The 15,982-nt window shown below is 41.0% G+C and carries 17 protein-coding genes; 7 read left to right on the forward strand and 10 right to left on the reverse strand.

The window, feature by feature from the left end; translation table 11 throughout:
• Genes Q0037_RS03415 through Q0037_RS03425 form a run of 3 tightly spaced genes read left to right on the forward strand, consistent with a single transcriptional unit; the run spans position 1 to position 3,498 of the window.
• Positions 1-354, forward strand: coding sequence for a hypothetical protein (locus Q0037_RS03415; RefSeq protein ID WP_297515480.1), 354 nt, complete (start codon positions 1-3; stop codon positions 352-354).
• Positions 355-396: 42 nt separating this feature from the next.
• Positions 397-2,829 (forward strand): outer membrane beta-barrel family protein, encoded by a 2,433-nt coding sequence (locus Q0037_RS03420; RefSeq protein WP_297515483.1) that lies wholly within the window; start codon positions 397-399, stop codon positions 2,827-2,829.
• A 24-nt stretch (positions 2,830-2,853) separates the two neighbouring features.
• Positions 2,854-3,498 (forward strand): alpha/beta fold hydrolase, encoded by a 645-nt coding sequence (locus tag Q0037_RS03425; protein ID WP_297515485.1) that lies wholly within the window; start codon positions 2,854-2,856, stop codon positions 3,496-3,498.
• Here Q0037_RS03425 and Q0037_RS03430 read toward each other — a convergent pair whose 3' ends face one another.
• The 3 genes from Q0037_RS03430 to Q0037_RS03440 are packed head-to-tail and all read right to left on the reverse strand — an operon-like array spanning position 3,499 to position 5,255.
• Positions 3,499-3,978, reverse strand: coding sequence for a hypothetical protein (locus tag Q0037_RS03430; protein WP_297515488.1), 480 nt, complete (start codon positions 3,976-3,978; stop codon positions 3,499-3,501).
• Between the two features lie 15 nt (positions 3,979-3,993).
• Positions 3,994-4,485, reverse strand: a complete 492-nt coding sequence (locus tag Q0037_RS03435; protein WP_297515490.1) for a hypothetical protein — start codon at positions 4,483-4,485, stop codon at positions 3,994-3,996.
• Between the two features lie 2 nt (positions 4,486-4,487).
• Positions 4,488-5,255 (reverse strand): MBL fold metallo-hydrolase, encoded by a 768-nt coding sequence (locus tag Q0037_RS03440; RefSeq protein ID WP_297515493.1) that lies wholly within the window; start codon positions 5,253-5,255, stop codon positions 4,488-4,490.
• 127 nt (positions 5,256-5,382) lie between these two features.
• Between Q0037_RS03440 and Q0037_RS03445 the strand changes: the two genes are divergently transcribed.
• On the forward strand, positions 5,383-6,846 hold the full coding sequence (locus Q0037_RS03445) for a TonB-dependent receptor (RefSeq protein WP_297515496.1): 1,464 nt from the start codon (positions 5,383-5,385) through the stop codon (positions 6,844-6,846).
• 35 nt (positions 6,847-6,881) lie between these two features.
• Here the strand turns inward: Q0037_RS03445 and bcp are convergent, their stop codons facing one another.
• Positions 6,882-7,334 carry a thioredoxin-dependent thiol peroxidase gene (gene bcp, locus Q0037_RS03450; protein ID WP_297515501.1) on the reverse strand — a complete coding sequence of 151 codons (453 nt, stop codon included), beginning with the start codon at positions 7,332-7,334 and terminating at the stop codon, positions 6,882-6,884.
• Between the two features lie 55 nt (positions 7,335-7,389).
• Between bcp and nth the strand changes: the two genes are divergently transcribed.
• Positions 7,390-8,046 carry an endonuclease III gene (nth, locus tag Q0037_RS03455; RefSeq protein ID WP_297515503.1) on the forward strand — a complete coding sequence of 219 codons (657 nt, stop codon included), beginning with the start codon at positions 7,390-7,392 and terminating at the stop codon, positions 8,044-8,046.
• Between the two features lie 23 nt (positions 8,047-8,069).
• On the opposite strand, the gene Q0037_RS03460 is transcribed toward nth, so the two are convergent.
• From Q0037_RS03460 to Q0037_RS03475, 4 genes are all read right to left on the reverse strand, one after another.
• On the reverse strand, positions 8,070-8,213 hold the full coding sequence (locus tag Q0037_RS03460; protein ID WP_297515506.1) for a hypothetical protein: 144 nt from the start codon (positions 8,211-8,213) through the stop codon (positions 8,070-8,072).
• 55 nt (positions 8,214-8,268) lie between these two features.
• Positions 8,269-8,853: a sigma-70 family RNA polymerase sigma factor gene (locus Q0037_RS03465; protein WP_297515509.1), complete on the reverse strand. Its 585-nt coding sequence runs from the start codon at positions 8,851-8,853 to the stop codon at positions 8,269-8,271.
• Between the two features lie 228 nt (positions 8,854-9,081).
• On the reverse strand, positions 9,082-9,372 hold the full coding sequence (locus Q0037_RS03470; RefSeq protein WP_297515511.1) for a T9SS type A sorting domain-containing protein: 291 nt from the start codon (positions 9,370-9,372) through the stop codon (positions 9,082-9,084).
• The gene (locus tag Q0037_RS03475; protein WP_297515514.1) at positions 9,373-9,546 is read right to left on the reverse strand and encodes a hypothetical protein; all 174 of its coding nucleotides are present in this window, start codon (positions 9,544-9,546) and stop codon (positions 9,373-9,375) included.
• Positions 9,547-9,739: 193 nt separating this feature from the next.
• Here Q0037_RS03475 and uvrA point away from each other — a divergent pair, with 193 nt between their 5' ends.
• Entirely contained in the window at positions 9,740-12,529 is a 2,790-nt protein-coding gene (gene uvrA, locus Q0037_RS03480) for an excinuclease ABC subunit UvrA (protein WP_297515528.1), read from the forward strand.
• A 42-nt stretch (positions 12,530-12,571) separates the two neighbouring features.
• On the opposite strand, the gene Q0037_RS03485 is transcribed toward uvrA, so the two are convergent.
• Positions 12,572-13,753: a M20/M25/M40 family metallo-hydrolase gene (locus Q0037_RS03485; protein ID WP_297515517.1), complete on the reverse strand. Its 1,182-nt coding sequence runs from the start codon at positions 13,751-13,753 to the stop codon at positions 12,572-12,574.
• A gap of 235 nt (positions 13,754-13,988) precedes the next feature.
• Between Q0037_RS03485 and Q0037_RS03490 the strand changes: the two genes are divergently transcribed.
• Positions 13,989-14,615, forward strand: coding sequence for a hypothetical protein (locus Q0037_RS03490; protein WP_297515520.1), 627 nt, complete (start codon positions 13,989-13,991; stop codon positions 14,613-14,615).
• Positions 14,616-14,684: 69 nt separating this feature from the next.
• Here the strand turns inward: Q0037_RS03490 and Q0037_RS03495 are convergent.
• Positions 14,685-15,982: lipopolysaccharide biosynthesis protein (locus Q0037_RS03495; protein WP_297515523.1), on the reverse strand; the 1,298-nt coding region annotated here is incomplete at its 5' end.

Genomic DNA, 15,982 nt, shown 5'->3' on the forward strand with positions numbered 1-15,982 from the left:
ATGGACGCAACGACCATCAAAGAAGGTAAATCTATGGCTATTTTGAGTTATGTGCTCATCATTGGCCCGCTAATCGCTTTATCCATCAATGCCGATAAAAAAAATCCGTATACTTCGTTTCATTTGCGCCAAGGATTGGGCCTCACAGCGACATTTTTGTTGATAGGACTTACTATGAGTAGTTATTTTAACCGATCACAATTACCCTCTGAAACGAGTTTCAACATTGCTTTTCCGTTTTGGATATTCATTAGTATTCTTACTTTTTACGGGATGTTCACTGCGGTTATGGGGTATACCCGTCCCATACCATTGTTAGGAACTTTTTTCCAAAAATGGTTGAAACGACTGTAACAATCTCCCCTTTTTGGGACAAATGAGGCAGTCAGAAACCTCATGAAAGCAAAACCCTTTACAATTACCCCTATTCTTTTTGTATTCCTTAGTTTTTTTAGCTTCGGATTTCGTGCACAAGCGCAAACCGGACGCGTCAAAGGAAGCGTGCGTTCGGAAAAAGAAACGGCCCTTTACGCGGCCTCTGTGGCACTCTTTGATTCCGAAAACAAACTGGTCAAAGCCGTCCTGATCGATACCGAGGGCGCGTTTTCCATAGCGCAATTGCGTCCAGGCACCTATAGCCTAAAAGTGACTTCTGTTGGATTCGAAGACCAAATACGCAACGGGTTGTTGGTGACCGAAAGCGAATTAATTTTGGAACCCATAGTGCTAAAAGAAAGTGCTGTCCAATTGAATGAAGTCGTCATCAAAAAAGAAAAACCACTCGTGCAAGTCTTGGCCGACAAAACGGTTTTTAACGTCGAAAATACGATTAATGCTACTGGAAATACGGGCTTTGAATTATTGCGAAAAGCCCCAGGCGTTGTGGTTGACAACAACGATAATGTAGTCGTGGAAGGCAAAAGTGGTGTGCTTTTTTACATTGATGGGAAGCAATCGTTTTTGAGTGGTGCCGATATGACTAATTTCCTAAAAACCATCCAATCGACGGATATTGAATCGATCGAAATCATTACCCAACCCTCTTCGAAATACGATGCAGCGGGAAATGCAGGTATTGTCAATATCAAATTGAAGAAAAATAAAAACTTTGGTACCAACGGAACCCTCACTTCGGGGTACAACATCGGACGATTTGGTACGTCGGTGAATTCAATTTCCTTGAACAACCGCAGCAAAAAATTCAACACCTACCTCAACTACAGTAACCGTTTTGGGAAAAGTTACAACTTTATGGAATTTGAACGTCAACAGAACGGTAGGGTTTTTAATTCCGATACAAAAACGGATTATATGACCAATGCCAATAACGTAAAAATGGGAGTCGATTACACCCATAATCGACGTCATTCGTTTGGACTTGCACTGACGGGGAACTTTAATAATGCCTATGGAGATGGCCGTTCTCGAACCCCTATTCGTCCTCAAACCTCCAATGTTATCGACAGCGTTTTAGTGGCGCAAAATAATGCCCACAACAAAAATTACAACCTGTATGCCAACGTAAATTACCGTTTTCAAGATACCACCGGCGTTTCGTTAACTACCGATTTGGATGTAGGGCGGTACAATTCAGACCGCGACACTTTTTTACCCAACTTTTATTTAGACCCCACCGAAACAACGATTTTAAGCGCCATCATCAACAGCCAATTCACGCCCGTTATTATTGATATTGCGGCCTTTAAATCGGATTATGAGCAACGATTAGGCAAAGGAAAATTGGGGGTAGGAATGAAAACCTCTTTAGTGTCCACTGAAAATACCTTTGATGTTTTCAATTATCTCGCTGGACAACCCGTTTTCAATACAACATTGAGCAATCGCTTTACGTATAAAGAAAATGTGAATGCAGTGTATGTGAATTACAACCGTGTAGTAAAGAAATTCAATTTTCAATTGGGACTCCGCGTTGAAAACACGCATTCGGATGGCGAATTGAGTAGTCTACAGCAAAACAATGAGGCACGGGTAAAACGAAAATACACCGATTATTTCCCCAGTGGAGGCATCACCTATGCGCAAAATGAGAGCAATTCATGGGCACTTACGTACAGTCGTCGTATCGAACGCCCGAGTTACAATGCGTTGAATCCGTTTGAATACCAAATTGATGAATTGTCGGTAAGCAAGGGGAATCCTTTTTTACAACCCCAATATGTGCATAACGTTAAAGTTGCGCATACCTACAAATACAAATTGAACACCTCGTTGAGTTACAGTTTTGTCTCTGATTTCTTTGCGCAAGTGACCGAAGCGGTGGGATTGAATAAGAGTCGCATGACCACCAAAAATGTGGCCAATCAAGAAACGATTAATTTGGGAATTTCCTACCCATTTAAAGTCAATACCTGGTGGAATGTATACATGAGTGTCAATGCCTTTCGCAGCCGCTATATTCCCACGGATCCTTCTTTTGTGGGCTTGACGCAGGAAACTTTGAACATTTATGGGCAAAATAATATTACGCTTCCCAAAAAAATCAACTTGGAAATTTCAGGATGGTTCAATTCGCCTTCCGTTTGGGGGGGAACCTATCGCACGGCAAGTTTGGGGTCGCTGGATATTGCTTTGCAGAAGAAGTTTTTGAAAGACAAATTAAACGTGCGTGTTGCCGTTTCCGACGTATTGTTTACCTCACCGTGGTCCGGTCGAACAGAGTTTGCCAATGTTATCATTAACGGTCGTGGAGGAAGTGACAGCCGCCAGCTTCGTTTTAACCTCACCTACAATTTTGGAAATGACCAAATAAAACGGGCACAAAACCGCAATACGGGGGTGGAAGACGAGAAAAATCGAATTGGGAATTAGTATCTTTGCGTACAAATAATAGCTATGGATTTACACTACCTTGTTAGAGCACCTCAAACGATACAATCGGGTCATCCCGTTTTGATATTACTACACGGCTACGGAAGTAACGAACAGGACTTATTCTCGTTTGCGAGTGAATTGCCTCAGGAGTATTATGTGATTTCGGTGCGAGCGCCTTACGACCTTATGTACGGAAGCTATGCGTGGTATGCCATAAATTTTGACGCCGATGAAAATAAATTTTCGGATGTGGTACAGGCCCGTCAATCGCGCGATCGAATAGCGCATTTTATTGATGAAATAATTAAAAAATATCCTGTTGACCCCAAACAAGTTACTTTGATTGGATTTAGTCAAGGGTGTATTTTGAGTTATGCCGTTGCCGTATCGTATCCCGAAAAAGTGCAACGTGTGGTGGGGATGAGTGGGTATTTTAATCGAGACATTGCGGTAGAAGGATTTGAAGGCAACGCTCTAGACAGCTTGCAAATCTTTGCCTCCCATGGCAGTGTGGATCAGGTGATTCCTGTCGAATGGGCCCGAAAAGCAGTACCGCAATTGGAAGCCTTGGGAATTGCAGTTACCTACAAGGAATATCCTGTAGGCCATGGGGTTACGCCACAAAACTTTTTTGATTTTAGAAACTGGCTAGAAACTACGCGGTAATTACTCGGCTTCAGGATCGGCACTACCCGTCACCTTTTGCCCGATTTCACCATCTCCAGCATACAAGGTCGTATCGCCTTTTTTAAAGATGAATCCTTTCCATGCCACTAATTGATAGTCGTTTTTCACCCAAGGACTGCCCTCACCAGCACGGGTAAGCACCATGGATTCTTGGTTGGGTAAAAAGACTTCCGCTTGCTTTCGGTCTTCGCTAAACAATACATAAGAAGCGAGGGTCTCATCTTCGGTATTGGCCTGATCCACAGGATTTAACTGCAATCCCGTAAACATACGAACGCACTCTTTATTTAGTTTGGACCATGTATATCCTGCTGAAGCTAAGCAACCGTTTTCGTCTTTATCCGAACCTGTGATCGTGGAGTCTTTGACTTGTCCCTGTGCCGCATTAGTCTCCTCAGATTGGGGTTTGCAAGCGCCGACGAGTACCAAAAGTAGGAGTGAAAAAAAAGATGTTTTCATGTTGAAATTTGAACGTTAGTATTCCTCTTTGGGATAGATGTAGGAGTCCATGGTTTGAAACGTTGCCTTTCCTTTGTCATCGACAAAATATTTGATCATCACATCGCCCCAATACGTTCCATCGCTGTAGTTGGCAATGATCCAGCGGTGGTTGAGTACTTTCATGGAATTAATAATAAACTTTTGCGCGCCCAATTTCTCTTGACCCGTATACGGATTTCCTTCGGGCTTATCATTAAAACTCAATAATTGCTCCTTAATGGAAGGTTCTAATTTTTTTACATCAAAATTGGCAAAATAATTTTGCGCATATTCATTTTTAAGTAACGAAAAGGAATCGGCATTGGCCAACTGCTGCGAAAGTTGTACTATACTATCGCTTTTTGCCTTTAAGTCAGCAGTTGCTTTCTTTTGTTGCATTTGAACCTGCTTGCTAAAATACACATAGGTAAAAGAAGCCAAAAGTGCAGCAATAATAAATAAATAAAGATAAAGTTGTCGTGCCATGATTATTCAAGTGTTAAAACTAGATTGTCGTACGCCAAAAAAACCGAAGAAGGGAGTGTTTTTTCCCGTTCCGCATGAAAGCCCATATGGTGACTGATATGCGTTAAATAGGCTTGTTCTGGTTGTACCAAATTTACAAAATCTAATGCTTCCTGCAAATTGAAATGGGTGTCGTGAGGCGCTTCCCGTAAGGCATTCACCACCAACACTTTCAGCCCTTTCAACTTTTCTAACTCGGCCGTTTCAATGGTTTTAACATCGGTCAAATACGCGAAATCACCGATTCGAAATCCCAAAACCGCTAAATCGCCGTGCCAAACACGAATGGGTTGAATGAATACGCCACCTATAGCAAAGGGCACTTCGGCATCAATGGGATTGATTTGAACCGAAGGCGCTCCTGGATACCGATTTTCTGTAGCAAAAACATAGCCATAGCGCTTTACCAAATTTTCAATTACGCGTGATTCAGCATATACTGGCATGGAACCATGTTGAAAATTAAACGGACGAATGTCGTCCAAACCGGCTGTATGGTCGGCATGTTCATGGGTAAAAAGCAAGCCATCAATGCGGGTACACCCTGAAGTGAGCATTTGTTGTCGAAAATCGGGACCACAATCGACTACAAGGGACTGTCCTTCTACTTCTACCCATATAGAAACCCGAAGCCGCTTGTCACGCGGGTCTTGACTTAAGCAAACGGGATGGTCACTTCCGATGACGGGAATCCCTTGTGAAGTCCCTGTTCCTAGAAAATAAATTTTCATGTAGCACGATTTTTGTGGTAAGCGAGAAATACCCCGCGGAAATAAGGCGTAATTTAATACAAAATTAGGATTAATTCCCTTTACATACCGCAATCGTTTTATTAACTTTGCGTGGCATACAAGAATTATGGCTAGTAACGAATTAAACATCAAGTTAAAAGGTGATCGTGTTATTACACAGATTCCAACTACAAAGGATAAGGCCCTACGGATTAACCTGAACGAGAACATTTACGGAACCTTCGCTGAAATTGGAGCCGGTCAAGAAACCGTGCGTCATTTTTTCCGTGCAGGTGGCTCGTCGGGAACTATCGCCAAGGCGATGTCGGCTTACGATAAGGACTTCAGTGATGCTATTTACGGCAATGAAGACGATGGTCGTTATGTAACCGAAAGCCGTTTGAAAAAAATGTTGAACCACGAAGTTCGCTTGATTGAAGAGCGGTTAAAGCGGGATAAACACCCGAATAAAATGTTTTTCAGTTATGCTAATACCGTTGCTACCATTGATTTTGCAAAACAATTCAAAGGGCATGGCTGGGTAGGTATCAAATACCAAGTCGAACCCGATGAGGATTATAATGAAATCACCCTTCACATTCGTTTTAAAGAAAATGATGCCCGTTTGCAGCAAGAAACGTTGGGTATATTGGGCGTGAATTTGATTTATGGTGCCTTCTACAAATACAACGACCCCAAGAAACTGTTACGCTACCTATACGACCATTTGGACAAAGACCAATTGGAAATCGACACCATCAACTTTTCGGGACCTCGATTTGCCAACGTAGACAACCGATTGATCAGCTTGCAATTGGTGCGCAACGGAATGACTGATGCCGTAATGTTTGGTCCTGATGGAAAAAATATACTTCCCGCCGCAGTTTTATACAAGAAAAATATCTTGGCGATTCGCGGAAGCTTCCGTCCCGTGACCAAAGTGAACATGGACATGTACGAGAAATCGTTGGAAATGTTCTACCAGGAGAATAAAGTTGAAAAAGAAAACACCTTTGTTGTTTTTGAAATTACGCTTTCTAACTTACGTTCGGAAGGCGAAATTGATGAACGCGACTTTATGGACCGTGCTGAATTGCTCTGTAAACTCGGCCAAACGGTAATGATATCCAACTTCCAAGAATATTATCGCGTTGTGGAGTACTTCTCTAGCTATACGAAGGCCCGTATGGGATTGGCGATGGGCGTGAACAATCTTATTGATATTTTTGATGAAAAATACTACCGCCATTTGAGTGGTGGAATTTTGGAAGCCTTTGGTAAATTATTCTACCGCGATCTCAAAGTATACCTCTACCCGATGGAGGAAAATGGGGAGATAATTACTTCACAAAACTTAAAAGTACATCCGCGCATGAAAGAGCTGTACAAGTTCTTTGCCTATAATGGCAAGGTGGTAGATGTAACCGACTTTGACCGGGGTAATCTCAAGATATTCTCTCGTGAAGTCTTGAAAATGATTACCAATGGTACACCGGGCTGGGAAGCCATGTTGCCAGAGGGTACAGCGGACTTGATTAAACAGCACCATTTGTTTGGATACGACCCCAATCGCGTATTGGAAGAAGTATAAATCAAAAGCCCCGAGTTAATTCGGGGCTTTTTTTGTTAGGATAAGATTTGAGCCGCGTGGGCTTTTGTTTTCACTTCGGTTATGACGTCATCAATAATGCCCTCTTCGTTGATTACAAAAGTAGTACGGTGAATACCATCGTATTCTTTTCCCATAAACTTTTTGGGTCCCCAAACGCCAAACGCTTGAATAACCGCTTTATCTTCATCGGCCAACAGCGGGAAAGGAAATTCAAATTTGTTTCGAAAACTCGCTTGTGCTTTTGCCGAATCAGCACTGACGCCGAGTAAGGCATAATTTTGAGCTTCAAAACGGGCATAATTGTCCCGTAAGTCACAAGCCTCTGCGGTACAGCCGGGCGTATTCGCTTTGGGATAAAAGAACACAACTAATTTTTTACCCTTGTAATCCGCCAAGGTATGTACATTTCCATCTTGATCTTTGCCTGCAAATGCTGGAGCAGCATCCCCTTTTTTTAATGTGGTCATCGTATTTTTTATTTGTATGAGTTTGACGTAAATTTATACTTTTAAAAATACAAAAATGACTCAGAAGGAACGCGCAACGTTTGTTATAAATACGTTAAAAGACCTCTACCCTACTATTCCTATCCCTTTGGACCATAAAGATCCGTATACCCTTTTAATTGCCGTTTTGCTTTCGGCCCAATGTACCGATGTACGGGTAAATTTAACCACGCCTCATCTCTTTGCGAAAGCGGATAATCCCTTTGCTATGGTACAACTGCGCGTGGAAGAAATACGAGAGATCATCAAACCCTGTGGCCTTTCGCCAATGAAATCGAAGGCGATTCATGGCTTATCGCAAATTTTAATTGACAAATACAACGGTGAAGTTCCCCAAAGTTTTGAAGCCCTAGAAGCCCTCCCGGGTGTGGGACACAAAACAGCTAGTGTGGTGATGAGTCAGGCCTTTGGAGTGCCTGCATTTCCGGTAGACACACACATTCACCGTTTGATGTACCGTTGGGGGTTATCTAATGGAAAAAGTGTGGTACAAACCGAAAGGGATGCCAAAAAACTATTTCCGGAAGCGTCTTGGAATGATTTGCATTTACAAATTATTTGGTATGGAAGAGAATATTCGCCTGCACGAGGTTGGGACCTTGAAAAAGACCTAATTACCAAAACTATCGGGCGAAAATCAGTACTTAAAGACGCGCAAAAAAAATCCCGATAATGCACGTTATCGGGACCATGGATTTAATTGGTAATAATTTCGAAGTTCATTTGGCTCGTTTTTACAATTTTCAAGGCTTTTGAATAATTCAGTAAAAACTGCACCGTTTCTTTTTTGGGCAACCGTTTCGGAGTTGAAAAGGCTTTTTGAGAGTAAAGTTTCGCCATAGAGGTAAATTTGCGTGTTATTCCCATCTATAACGTTACCGTACGTCAAATATTGTTAATTGGTTAAAATTATTTTATTTTTTTCAATCACTTTTCGCAAGTTCATCAACGCATAGCGCATTCTTCCCAGCGCAGTATTGATGCTAACCCCTGTAATTTCAGCAATTTCATTGAAACTTAAGTCCTGATAAATCCGCATCACCAAGACTTCTTTTTGGTCCGCAGGCAATTCTTGGATGATTCTTCTTAAATCCTCCTCAATAACCTGATTGATCATCAAACCCTCGATTGTTTTGGAATCGTCTTTTATCACTGAGAAAATTGAAAATTCCTCGGTATCACGTACCAAAGGCATTTTCTTGTTTCTACGAAAATGATCCACTATCAGGTTGTGTGCAATACGCATCACCCAAGGCAAAAACTTCCCTTCTTCATTGTAAGCATTCGATTTCAAAGTTTTAATCACCTTAATAAAGGTGTCTTGAAAGATATCGTCTGCTACATCCCGATCGGGTAACTTGGAATAGATAAATCCATAAATTTTGGATTGATGCCGGTTAATTAATATTGCCAAAGCATTTTCATTGCCTGCAATATATTGCTGTACTAAGACAGAATCGGTGAGATGAGTTGTAGCCATAGCGAACCCTTTTTAGTGATTTTTTTGTTTCTGTTGTCAATCTAAAAAGTAGTTTTTTACGCTATAGGCAAAAGAATTTGGTGTTAAGTAATAGCCAAATTTACTATAATATTTTTTTAATATGCAAGTTTTATTCGATAAATTAACATATAGAACTAAAAAATCCCAAAATAAAGCGGCGGAAACCATGTTACTTTGGGATTTTTTTTTAAAAAGGGGTATTTGAATCTATTGTTGCGTGATAACTACTTTTTGGGTACCCTTCTGCCCTTCTGCGTAAACCGTTACCAGATATAATCCAGAGGCTAGTGCCTGAATGGGAATGCGATCGGTGGATGCATAAGCGGTCAATACCTGTTGCCCCATCATATCATGAATATCCACTTTGTCAATAGGTAAGGACGCTTGAATGCGCAATTCTTGTGACGCTGGGTTTAACACTTGAAACGATAATGCTTCGGGACTTGACAATTCCAAGGCGCAATTACTCCCCACCACATACGAAAAATAACGTGTCACCTAGAGACCGCCAGCAAACGCGAACTTTACCGCATAATTGATAGTTGCTCCAAGTGTTTGCCCTGTTAATGTATACGTAAATGTTAGCCCCGTTGTATTGGTCATTTTAAACTCGGTAAATGGACTTTGACGCCACAACAAAGCTACCAAGCCTACTCGACCCGTATCCAACAATTCGAAAAAAACGTAATTTGTAAAAGTATTGTATAGTTAAAATTTTGATTTTAGGAGGGCTGTAATAAAAAAAAAAGAAAATGAAGAAATGAAAAATTGTCCATTAAAGATAAATTCCTCTTAAAACTGAACTCAAAAGCATTGACGATAGAGGCAAAAAAATGGGGAATGTGTATCTTTGAAAAAAAAAGCAATGCTATCGGAAAAGTTAGTCGAATTAGAGCCCAAAAAACACATTCTTATCAAAGGGGCCAGTATTCACAATCTTAAACATCTCAATCTCGCCATACCTCGCAACCAACTGGTCGTTATCACAGGACTATCGGGTTCAGGGAAGTCTTCAATAGCCTTTGATACCCTCTATGCAGAAGGACAACGACGTTATGTGGAAAGTTTATCGGCTTATGCGCGTCAGTTTTTGGGTCGCCTTGATAAACCGAAAGTTGAATACATTAAGGGGATTGCACCCGCTATTGCCATTGAGCAAAAAGTCAATACGAGCAATGCGCGCTCTACGGTGGGAACTTCTTCAGAAATTTATGATTATTTGAAGTTACTATTCGCTCGAATCGGGAAAACAATTTCCCCCATTTCGGGAAATGAAGTAAAAAAAGATACGGTAACTTCGGTAATCGACCATGTTAAGACTTTGGTCCCCGAAACCCGTTGGCTGTTGTTAGCTCCTATTCATGTCGAAGAAGGTAGAGCCTTAGAAGACAAACTGAACGTCCTTCTACAACAAGGTTTTATCCGTATTTTGGTCCATAATGAAATGCTGCGTTTGGATGAAATCGATCTCAAATCCCTCCCTAAAGAAAACATTCGTTTAGTAATTGATCGCATTGTAGTCAAAGAAGAAGAAACCTTTTACAACCGTCTTGCTGACGCGATTCAAACGGCTTTTTATGAAGGAAAAGGTACTTGTTATATTCAGTCGGCAGATCACAAAATTTGTACTGAATTCAATACCAACTTTGAACTTGATGGACTAACGTTTCTCGAACCTAATATTCATTTATTTAGTTTTAACAACCCTTATGGCGCCTGTCCGCGTTGTGAAGGCTATGGTAACATTATTGGCATCGATGAAGATTTGGTGATTCCTAATACCGCGTTATCGGTGTTTGAAAATGCTATTTTCCCTTGGCGTGGCGAAAGTATGAGTTGGTATCGGGATCAATTGGTAAATAATGCTTACAAATTTGATTTCCCGATTCACAAACCCTATTTCCAATTGGATTCCGCCCAAAAAGAATTGGTGTGGAAGGGTAATAGCTACTTTGTCGGGTTGCATGATTTCTTTAAAGAATTGGAGGAGAAAAACTATAAAATTCAAAATCGGGTAATGCTATCCCGTTACCGCGGGAAAACGAAATGTCCAGTGTGTAAGGGAAAGCGCCTGCGCACGGAAGCGCATTACGTGTACGTTGGGGGTAAAACCCTTGGCGACCTCGTAGACATGCCTATTCGGTCGTTATTGCCTTTTTTTGAAACACTACGCTTGTCGCAACACGATGCACAAGTGGCCAAAAGACTCTTGTTAGAAATTCAAAACCGTTTGCGTTTTTTAAAAAATGTAGGCTTAGATTACCTTACATTGAACCGAAACTCGGCTTCGCTCTCGGGCGGAGAATCGCAACGAATTAATTTGGCAACCTCGCTAGGAAGCAGTTTGGTGGGTTCGATGTACATTTTAGACGAACCCAGTATTGGTTTGCATCCCAAAGACACTGAATTGCTCATTGAAGTCTTAAAAAACCTTCGCGATTTGGGCAATACGGTAATTGTAGTAGAACATGACGAAGATATCATGCGGGAAGCCGATATGATTATCGATATTGGTCCCGAAGCTGGGAGTTTGGGAGGAGAATTGGTAGCACAAGGTACTTTCTCCGAAATTTTACAAGCCAACTCATTAACAGCCCAATATTTAAACGGAAAAATGGAAATTCAAGTGCCTACAGTTCGAAGAAAATGGTCGGCGTACATCGATATACTAGGGGCACGTGAACACAACCTTCAAAACGTAGATGTTCGATTCCCTTTGGAATGTCTTACTGTTATCACTGGGGTTTCGGGTAGTGGTAAAAGTACATTGGTCAAACGAATTCTTTTCCCAGCCCTACAAAAAAAACTCGAAGGAATTGGTGAAAAAGCGGGTCAGTTCAGTGATATGCAAGGCCACTACCATCGCATTCATCATATCGAATATGTAGACCAAAATCCGATTGGCCGAAGCTCGCGTTCAAATCCTGTTACCTACATCAAAGCATACGATGATATTCGGGATTTGTTCGCAAAGGAAAAACTATCCAAAATTCGCGGCTACCAACCCAAACATTTTTCGTTTAATGTCGATGGTGGGCGTTGTGAAACGTGTAAAGGCGATGGAACAATCAATGTAGAAATGGTTTTTATGGCTGATGTGGAATTGCCCTGTGAAACGTGTGGCGGTAAACGTTTTAAGAGAGAAATCTTGGAAGTTCAATTTAACGACCATAATATTGATGCTATCCTTAACTTAACCATTGATGAGGCCATTGCCTTTTTCAAAAATCACCAGCAAAATAAAATTGTACAAAAATTACAACCGTTACAAGATGTAGGTCTAGGATATGTGCAGTTGGGACAATCTTCTTCTACCTTATCGGGCGGAGAAGCGCAACGCATAAAACTCGCCTCATTCCTGGTGAAAGGCACTACTAAGGAAAAAGCATTGTTTGTTTTTGACGAACCTACTACGGGGCTCCATTTTCACGATATTAAGAAGTTACTAGCTTCGTTTGAAGCGCTCATCGAAAAAGGCCATTCGATTATCGTTATTGAGCATAATTTGGATTTAATCAAATGTGCGGATTGGATTATTGATTTGGGTCCGGAGGGAGGCGAAAAAGGAGGACAATTGATGGCTTTTGGAACCCCAGAAGAAGTTGTAAAGAACCCGAAATCCATTACAGGGCAATACTTAAAAGCAAAACTGTAATAAAAAACCCCTTCCAATTGGTGAAGGGGTTTTTGCTATCCTTTATTCTAAAACAATTTTTCGGGTAACTCGAGTAGAATCCGATTCCATAACCGCCATATACATGCCACGAGCCAAATGACCCACAGCAAAACCTTTGACCAATGGCGCATCGGTAACCGCTTGGGATAGTACAACTTTACCTGTACTATCAATCAAGCTAAATTGATACTCATTCTTGGGAAATGTCCCCAAATTCCAATAAATTTCATTTGTCGCTGGATTGGGGAAAACCGACATTTGATACTCCTGCGCCGCTGTTGTGCTGAGGGTTGTACTTGCTACGGCAAAATGCAACATAGCACCCGTAGCAGCTTGCGCTACTTTATAGTTGTAAACCGGGTCCATATTGACCAATAAATCGGTAGCCGTGTGTCGGTGGGTTGTTTCATTGGTTTCATAAAACCCCGTAATGATTTCACCATTATCTTCAAAGGTCATATAATCCGACGCATAGGCAAACGACAAATTGGTATTTAAGGGTGAATACAATTCCGTACACGTAATCAATTGTTGTGTCATCGCATTAGAAGCCGCATTATTGGAAGTGGGATTACCCGTGTCGCGCTCACAAGTGATGGTATCGTTGATTTCTCCAGCTACCCCTCCTACTTGATCAATATTGAAGACCAAACGGATGCTCATTTTGGGTGTGGTGCCATTGACAACAGTGTTCACATAATTTAGACTGCCACGCAAACCATCTTCTTCCCCCGAGAAATTGATAAAGCGAATGGAATATTCGGTAGGAACATTTTGCAATAACCGCGCGACTTCCAAAATAGCCGCTACCCCACTCCCATTATCATTGGTCCCTGTTCCCACAATGGAATCATAATGACCACAAATAATGACATAGGTATTGGGATAAGTGGTTCCGATTTTGGTGACTACTAAATTTTTACACACGGCAGATGATCCCGAATAGGTATACGAAAACTCTTGTAATTGATTGGCCGTGTAGCCGTAGCTAAGGTATTTACTCTTCAACCAATCTAGGGTATTTTGCAAAGCCGCTGTTCCGCGACGTTTTACACCTAAGCCTTCAAATTCAGTCAAATTGTTCGTGACATTCGTTTGTGAACACTGATTGGCAATGTTGGCATACGCTTGAATAAACGATTGGGCATTCGAGGCAAATTGGAATCCAAATAATGAAATTAGGACCAGTAGGTTTTTTTTCATGGGGTAATCTTCAATAAAGTGGTTTGTTGTGGGTTCAAATATACATAAAATTATGGTGAAAATAAAGTGGTCAAATACAGTAAGACTTTTTCATTCAACGAGTTAAAAATCATTAACAAATCGTTGACAATTCCTCAGATAAAGATGGCACAGGAATTGAAAATACCTTTACATCACAATGATCGAAGAAGCTGAAAATCGTAAGAGTAAGCAACAACAGTAAACCGAATGCCTTATGAAAACTATTACGCTTTTATCCAGTTTAGTGTTCGCTTGTAACACTTGGGCGCATGCCACCACTTTAGAGTTTGCTAACCACCGTCATGGTGTAAACTTCACTGAAGCCGAACCGATTCAATTTATGGAACGCGGAATTGTATTTTATGTGTTCTTGAATGGTGATTTTGACTTCAATACCCGTCCTGAGGATGTGGGTGGAAGCTACTATTTCCGTGGCGCTAGCTCCAAAACTATGGCGCGAGGAAGTCGCCCTGTAAACTATGGGGTTTTGATTGAATTTGACTCCTTTGGACGTGTACGACGTGTAGGCAATACATTCATCAACTACGATAGTCGTGATCGGGTGAGTCGCATTGGAAGTGTATTCATGCAGTATAACCGTTTTGCGCTAACGCAAATTGGCGGTATGCGAATCGTTTACAACCGCTTGGGACACATCGTATATACCGTAGGAAGCATCAAACGCCATGGCTTTACGCCTAATTACTATGAGCAAGCCACCTGCTCAACCACCTATTACGGTTCGAGCACCCAATATAACCCTGGAGTCTATTATTATCGTACAACAGACCAAAATACAAGACAAGAACAAACGTCGGAAAACATAGAAAATGAAGAGTAAATAAAGTTTGGGTTAGTTAGTTTGATTCGGAGACCCTGTAGTCCTAGGATTGCAGGGTTTTCTCCTTTTTTATCGTTTTAAAAAACGTGGCAGAAAACGATCCATTACTTCGTTTACTTCATCGGAAATGCATAGATAATAATGCGCAAAAAGATACAGTGAAGCTACTAAAAGCGATTTAAAGCCTATATTAACTATCGGATGGAAAGGAAAATCCCAAGCATAAAATACTCCAAAAACAACAATTAATACTACTAACGATCGAACCGTATGCATGGTAAAAGGAAAAAGCTTCAACTTTTTCACGACAAATACAAACTTCACCGTATTATACAACATGATGGTGAGTAAAGTAGCCAAAGCCGAACCGTTGATACCATACAATGGAATACAAATGGCATTCAAAACAATCATCAATACCACAGTTGCCACACCAAAAAATAACACCATTCGATAGTAACGGGTATTGACAATAATCGCATTATTATTGCCCAAAAGCACATCGTAATATTTAGAAATCCCTATCATAAAAACCACCCAAACTCCCCCATCGTAATTGTCGGGAATAATGCGATACAACATGTGGATATTGGTGAGAATTAACACCAACAAAAGACCACCAGTGATTTGCAAATTGATCGATGTTTTTTGATACAAACTTTGCAATTCGCCCCACTTTTCTTGCACCATCAACCGCGCAGTAATCGGGGCTACAATTTGATTCATCGCACGGTAAGGCACCGCAATTACTGTCGCAATAAAAATAGCTACCGAATACACTGCATTCTGCGTAATAGGAAGGTACTGTGGGATCATTACTTTATCAAAATCGACCAACATTACCGCAATGCCTCCTGAGACAATAATGAAGGAAGAATAATAAAAAATCTCTTTAAAATTTTGGGGGATTTGCAGCCCAAAAGTAGGACGACGCACCCGCATCGCATAAGCAAACATGACTACCGTTTGTAATGCATATATCCCCAGAACACTGTATATAAATTGTGCTTTCGTTAGGTATTCAAAATGAAGGAGGATTAAATTCAACATAATTAAAGCTCGTCCAAACACTTCGTAAATAAAGTTGCCATACACCGAACGTAAATGCACTTTCACCCAAGCATAAAAAACTTCAAAATAGGCCATTAGAAAACCAATCACCGGAATTAAACCAAAAAAAGGTTGTAACGAAGGATTTTCAGTCACCCAAAACGAAGCAATGCTGTCGTAAAAACAGTAAAACAAAACCCCAATCGGAATCATTAAGTAAAAGGGAACCAGGGCCATAAAAGCAAGAAACCGTTCTCGTTTGGCCTCCGAATCGTATTGAGCATAGAATCGAATGATGGTGTTTTGCGCGCCAAAAG

Origin of the sequence: Flavobacterium sp. (genome assembly GCF_027482425.1) — a bacterium.
In the GTDB taxonomy this organism is placed as follows: Bacteria; Bacteroidota; Bacteroidia; order Flavobacteriales; family Flavobacteriaceae; genus Flavobacterium.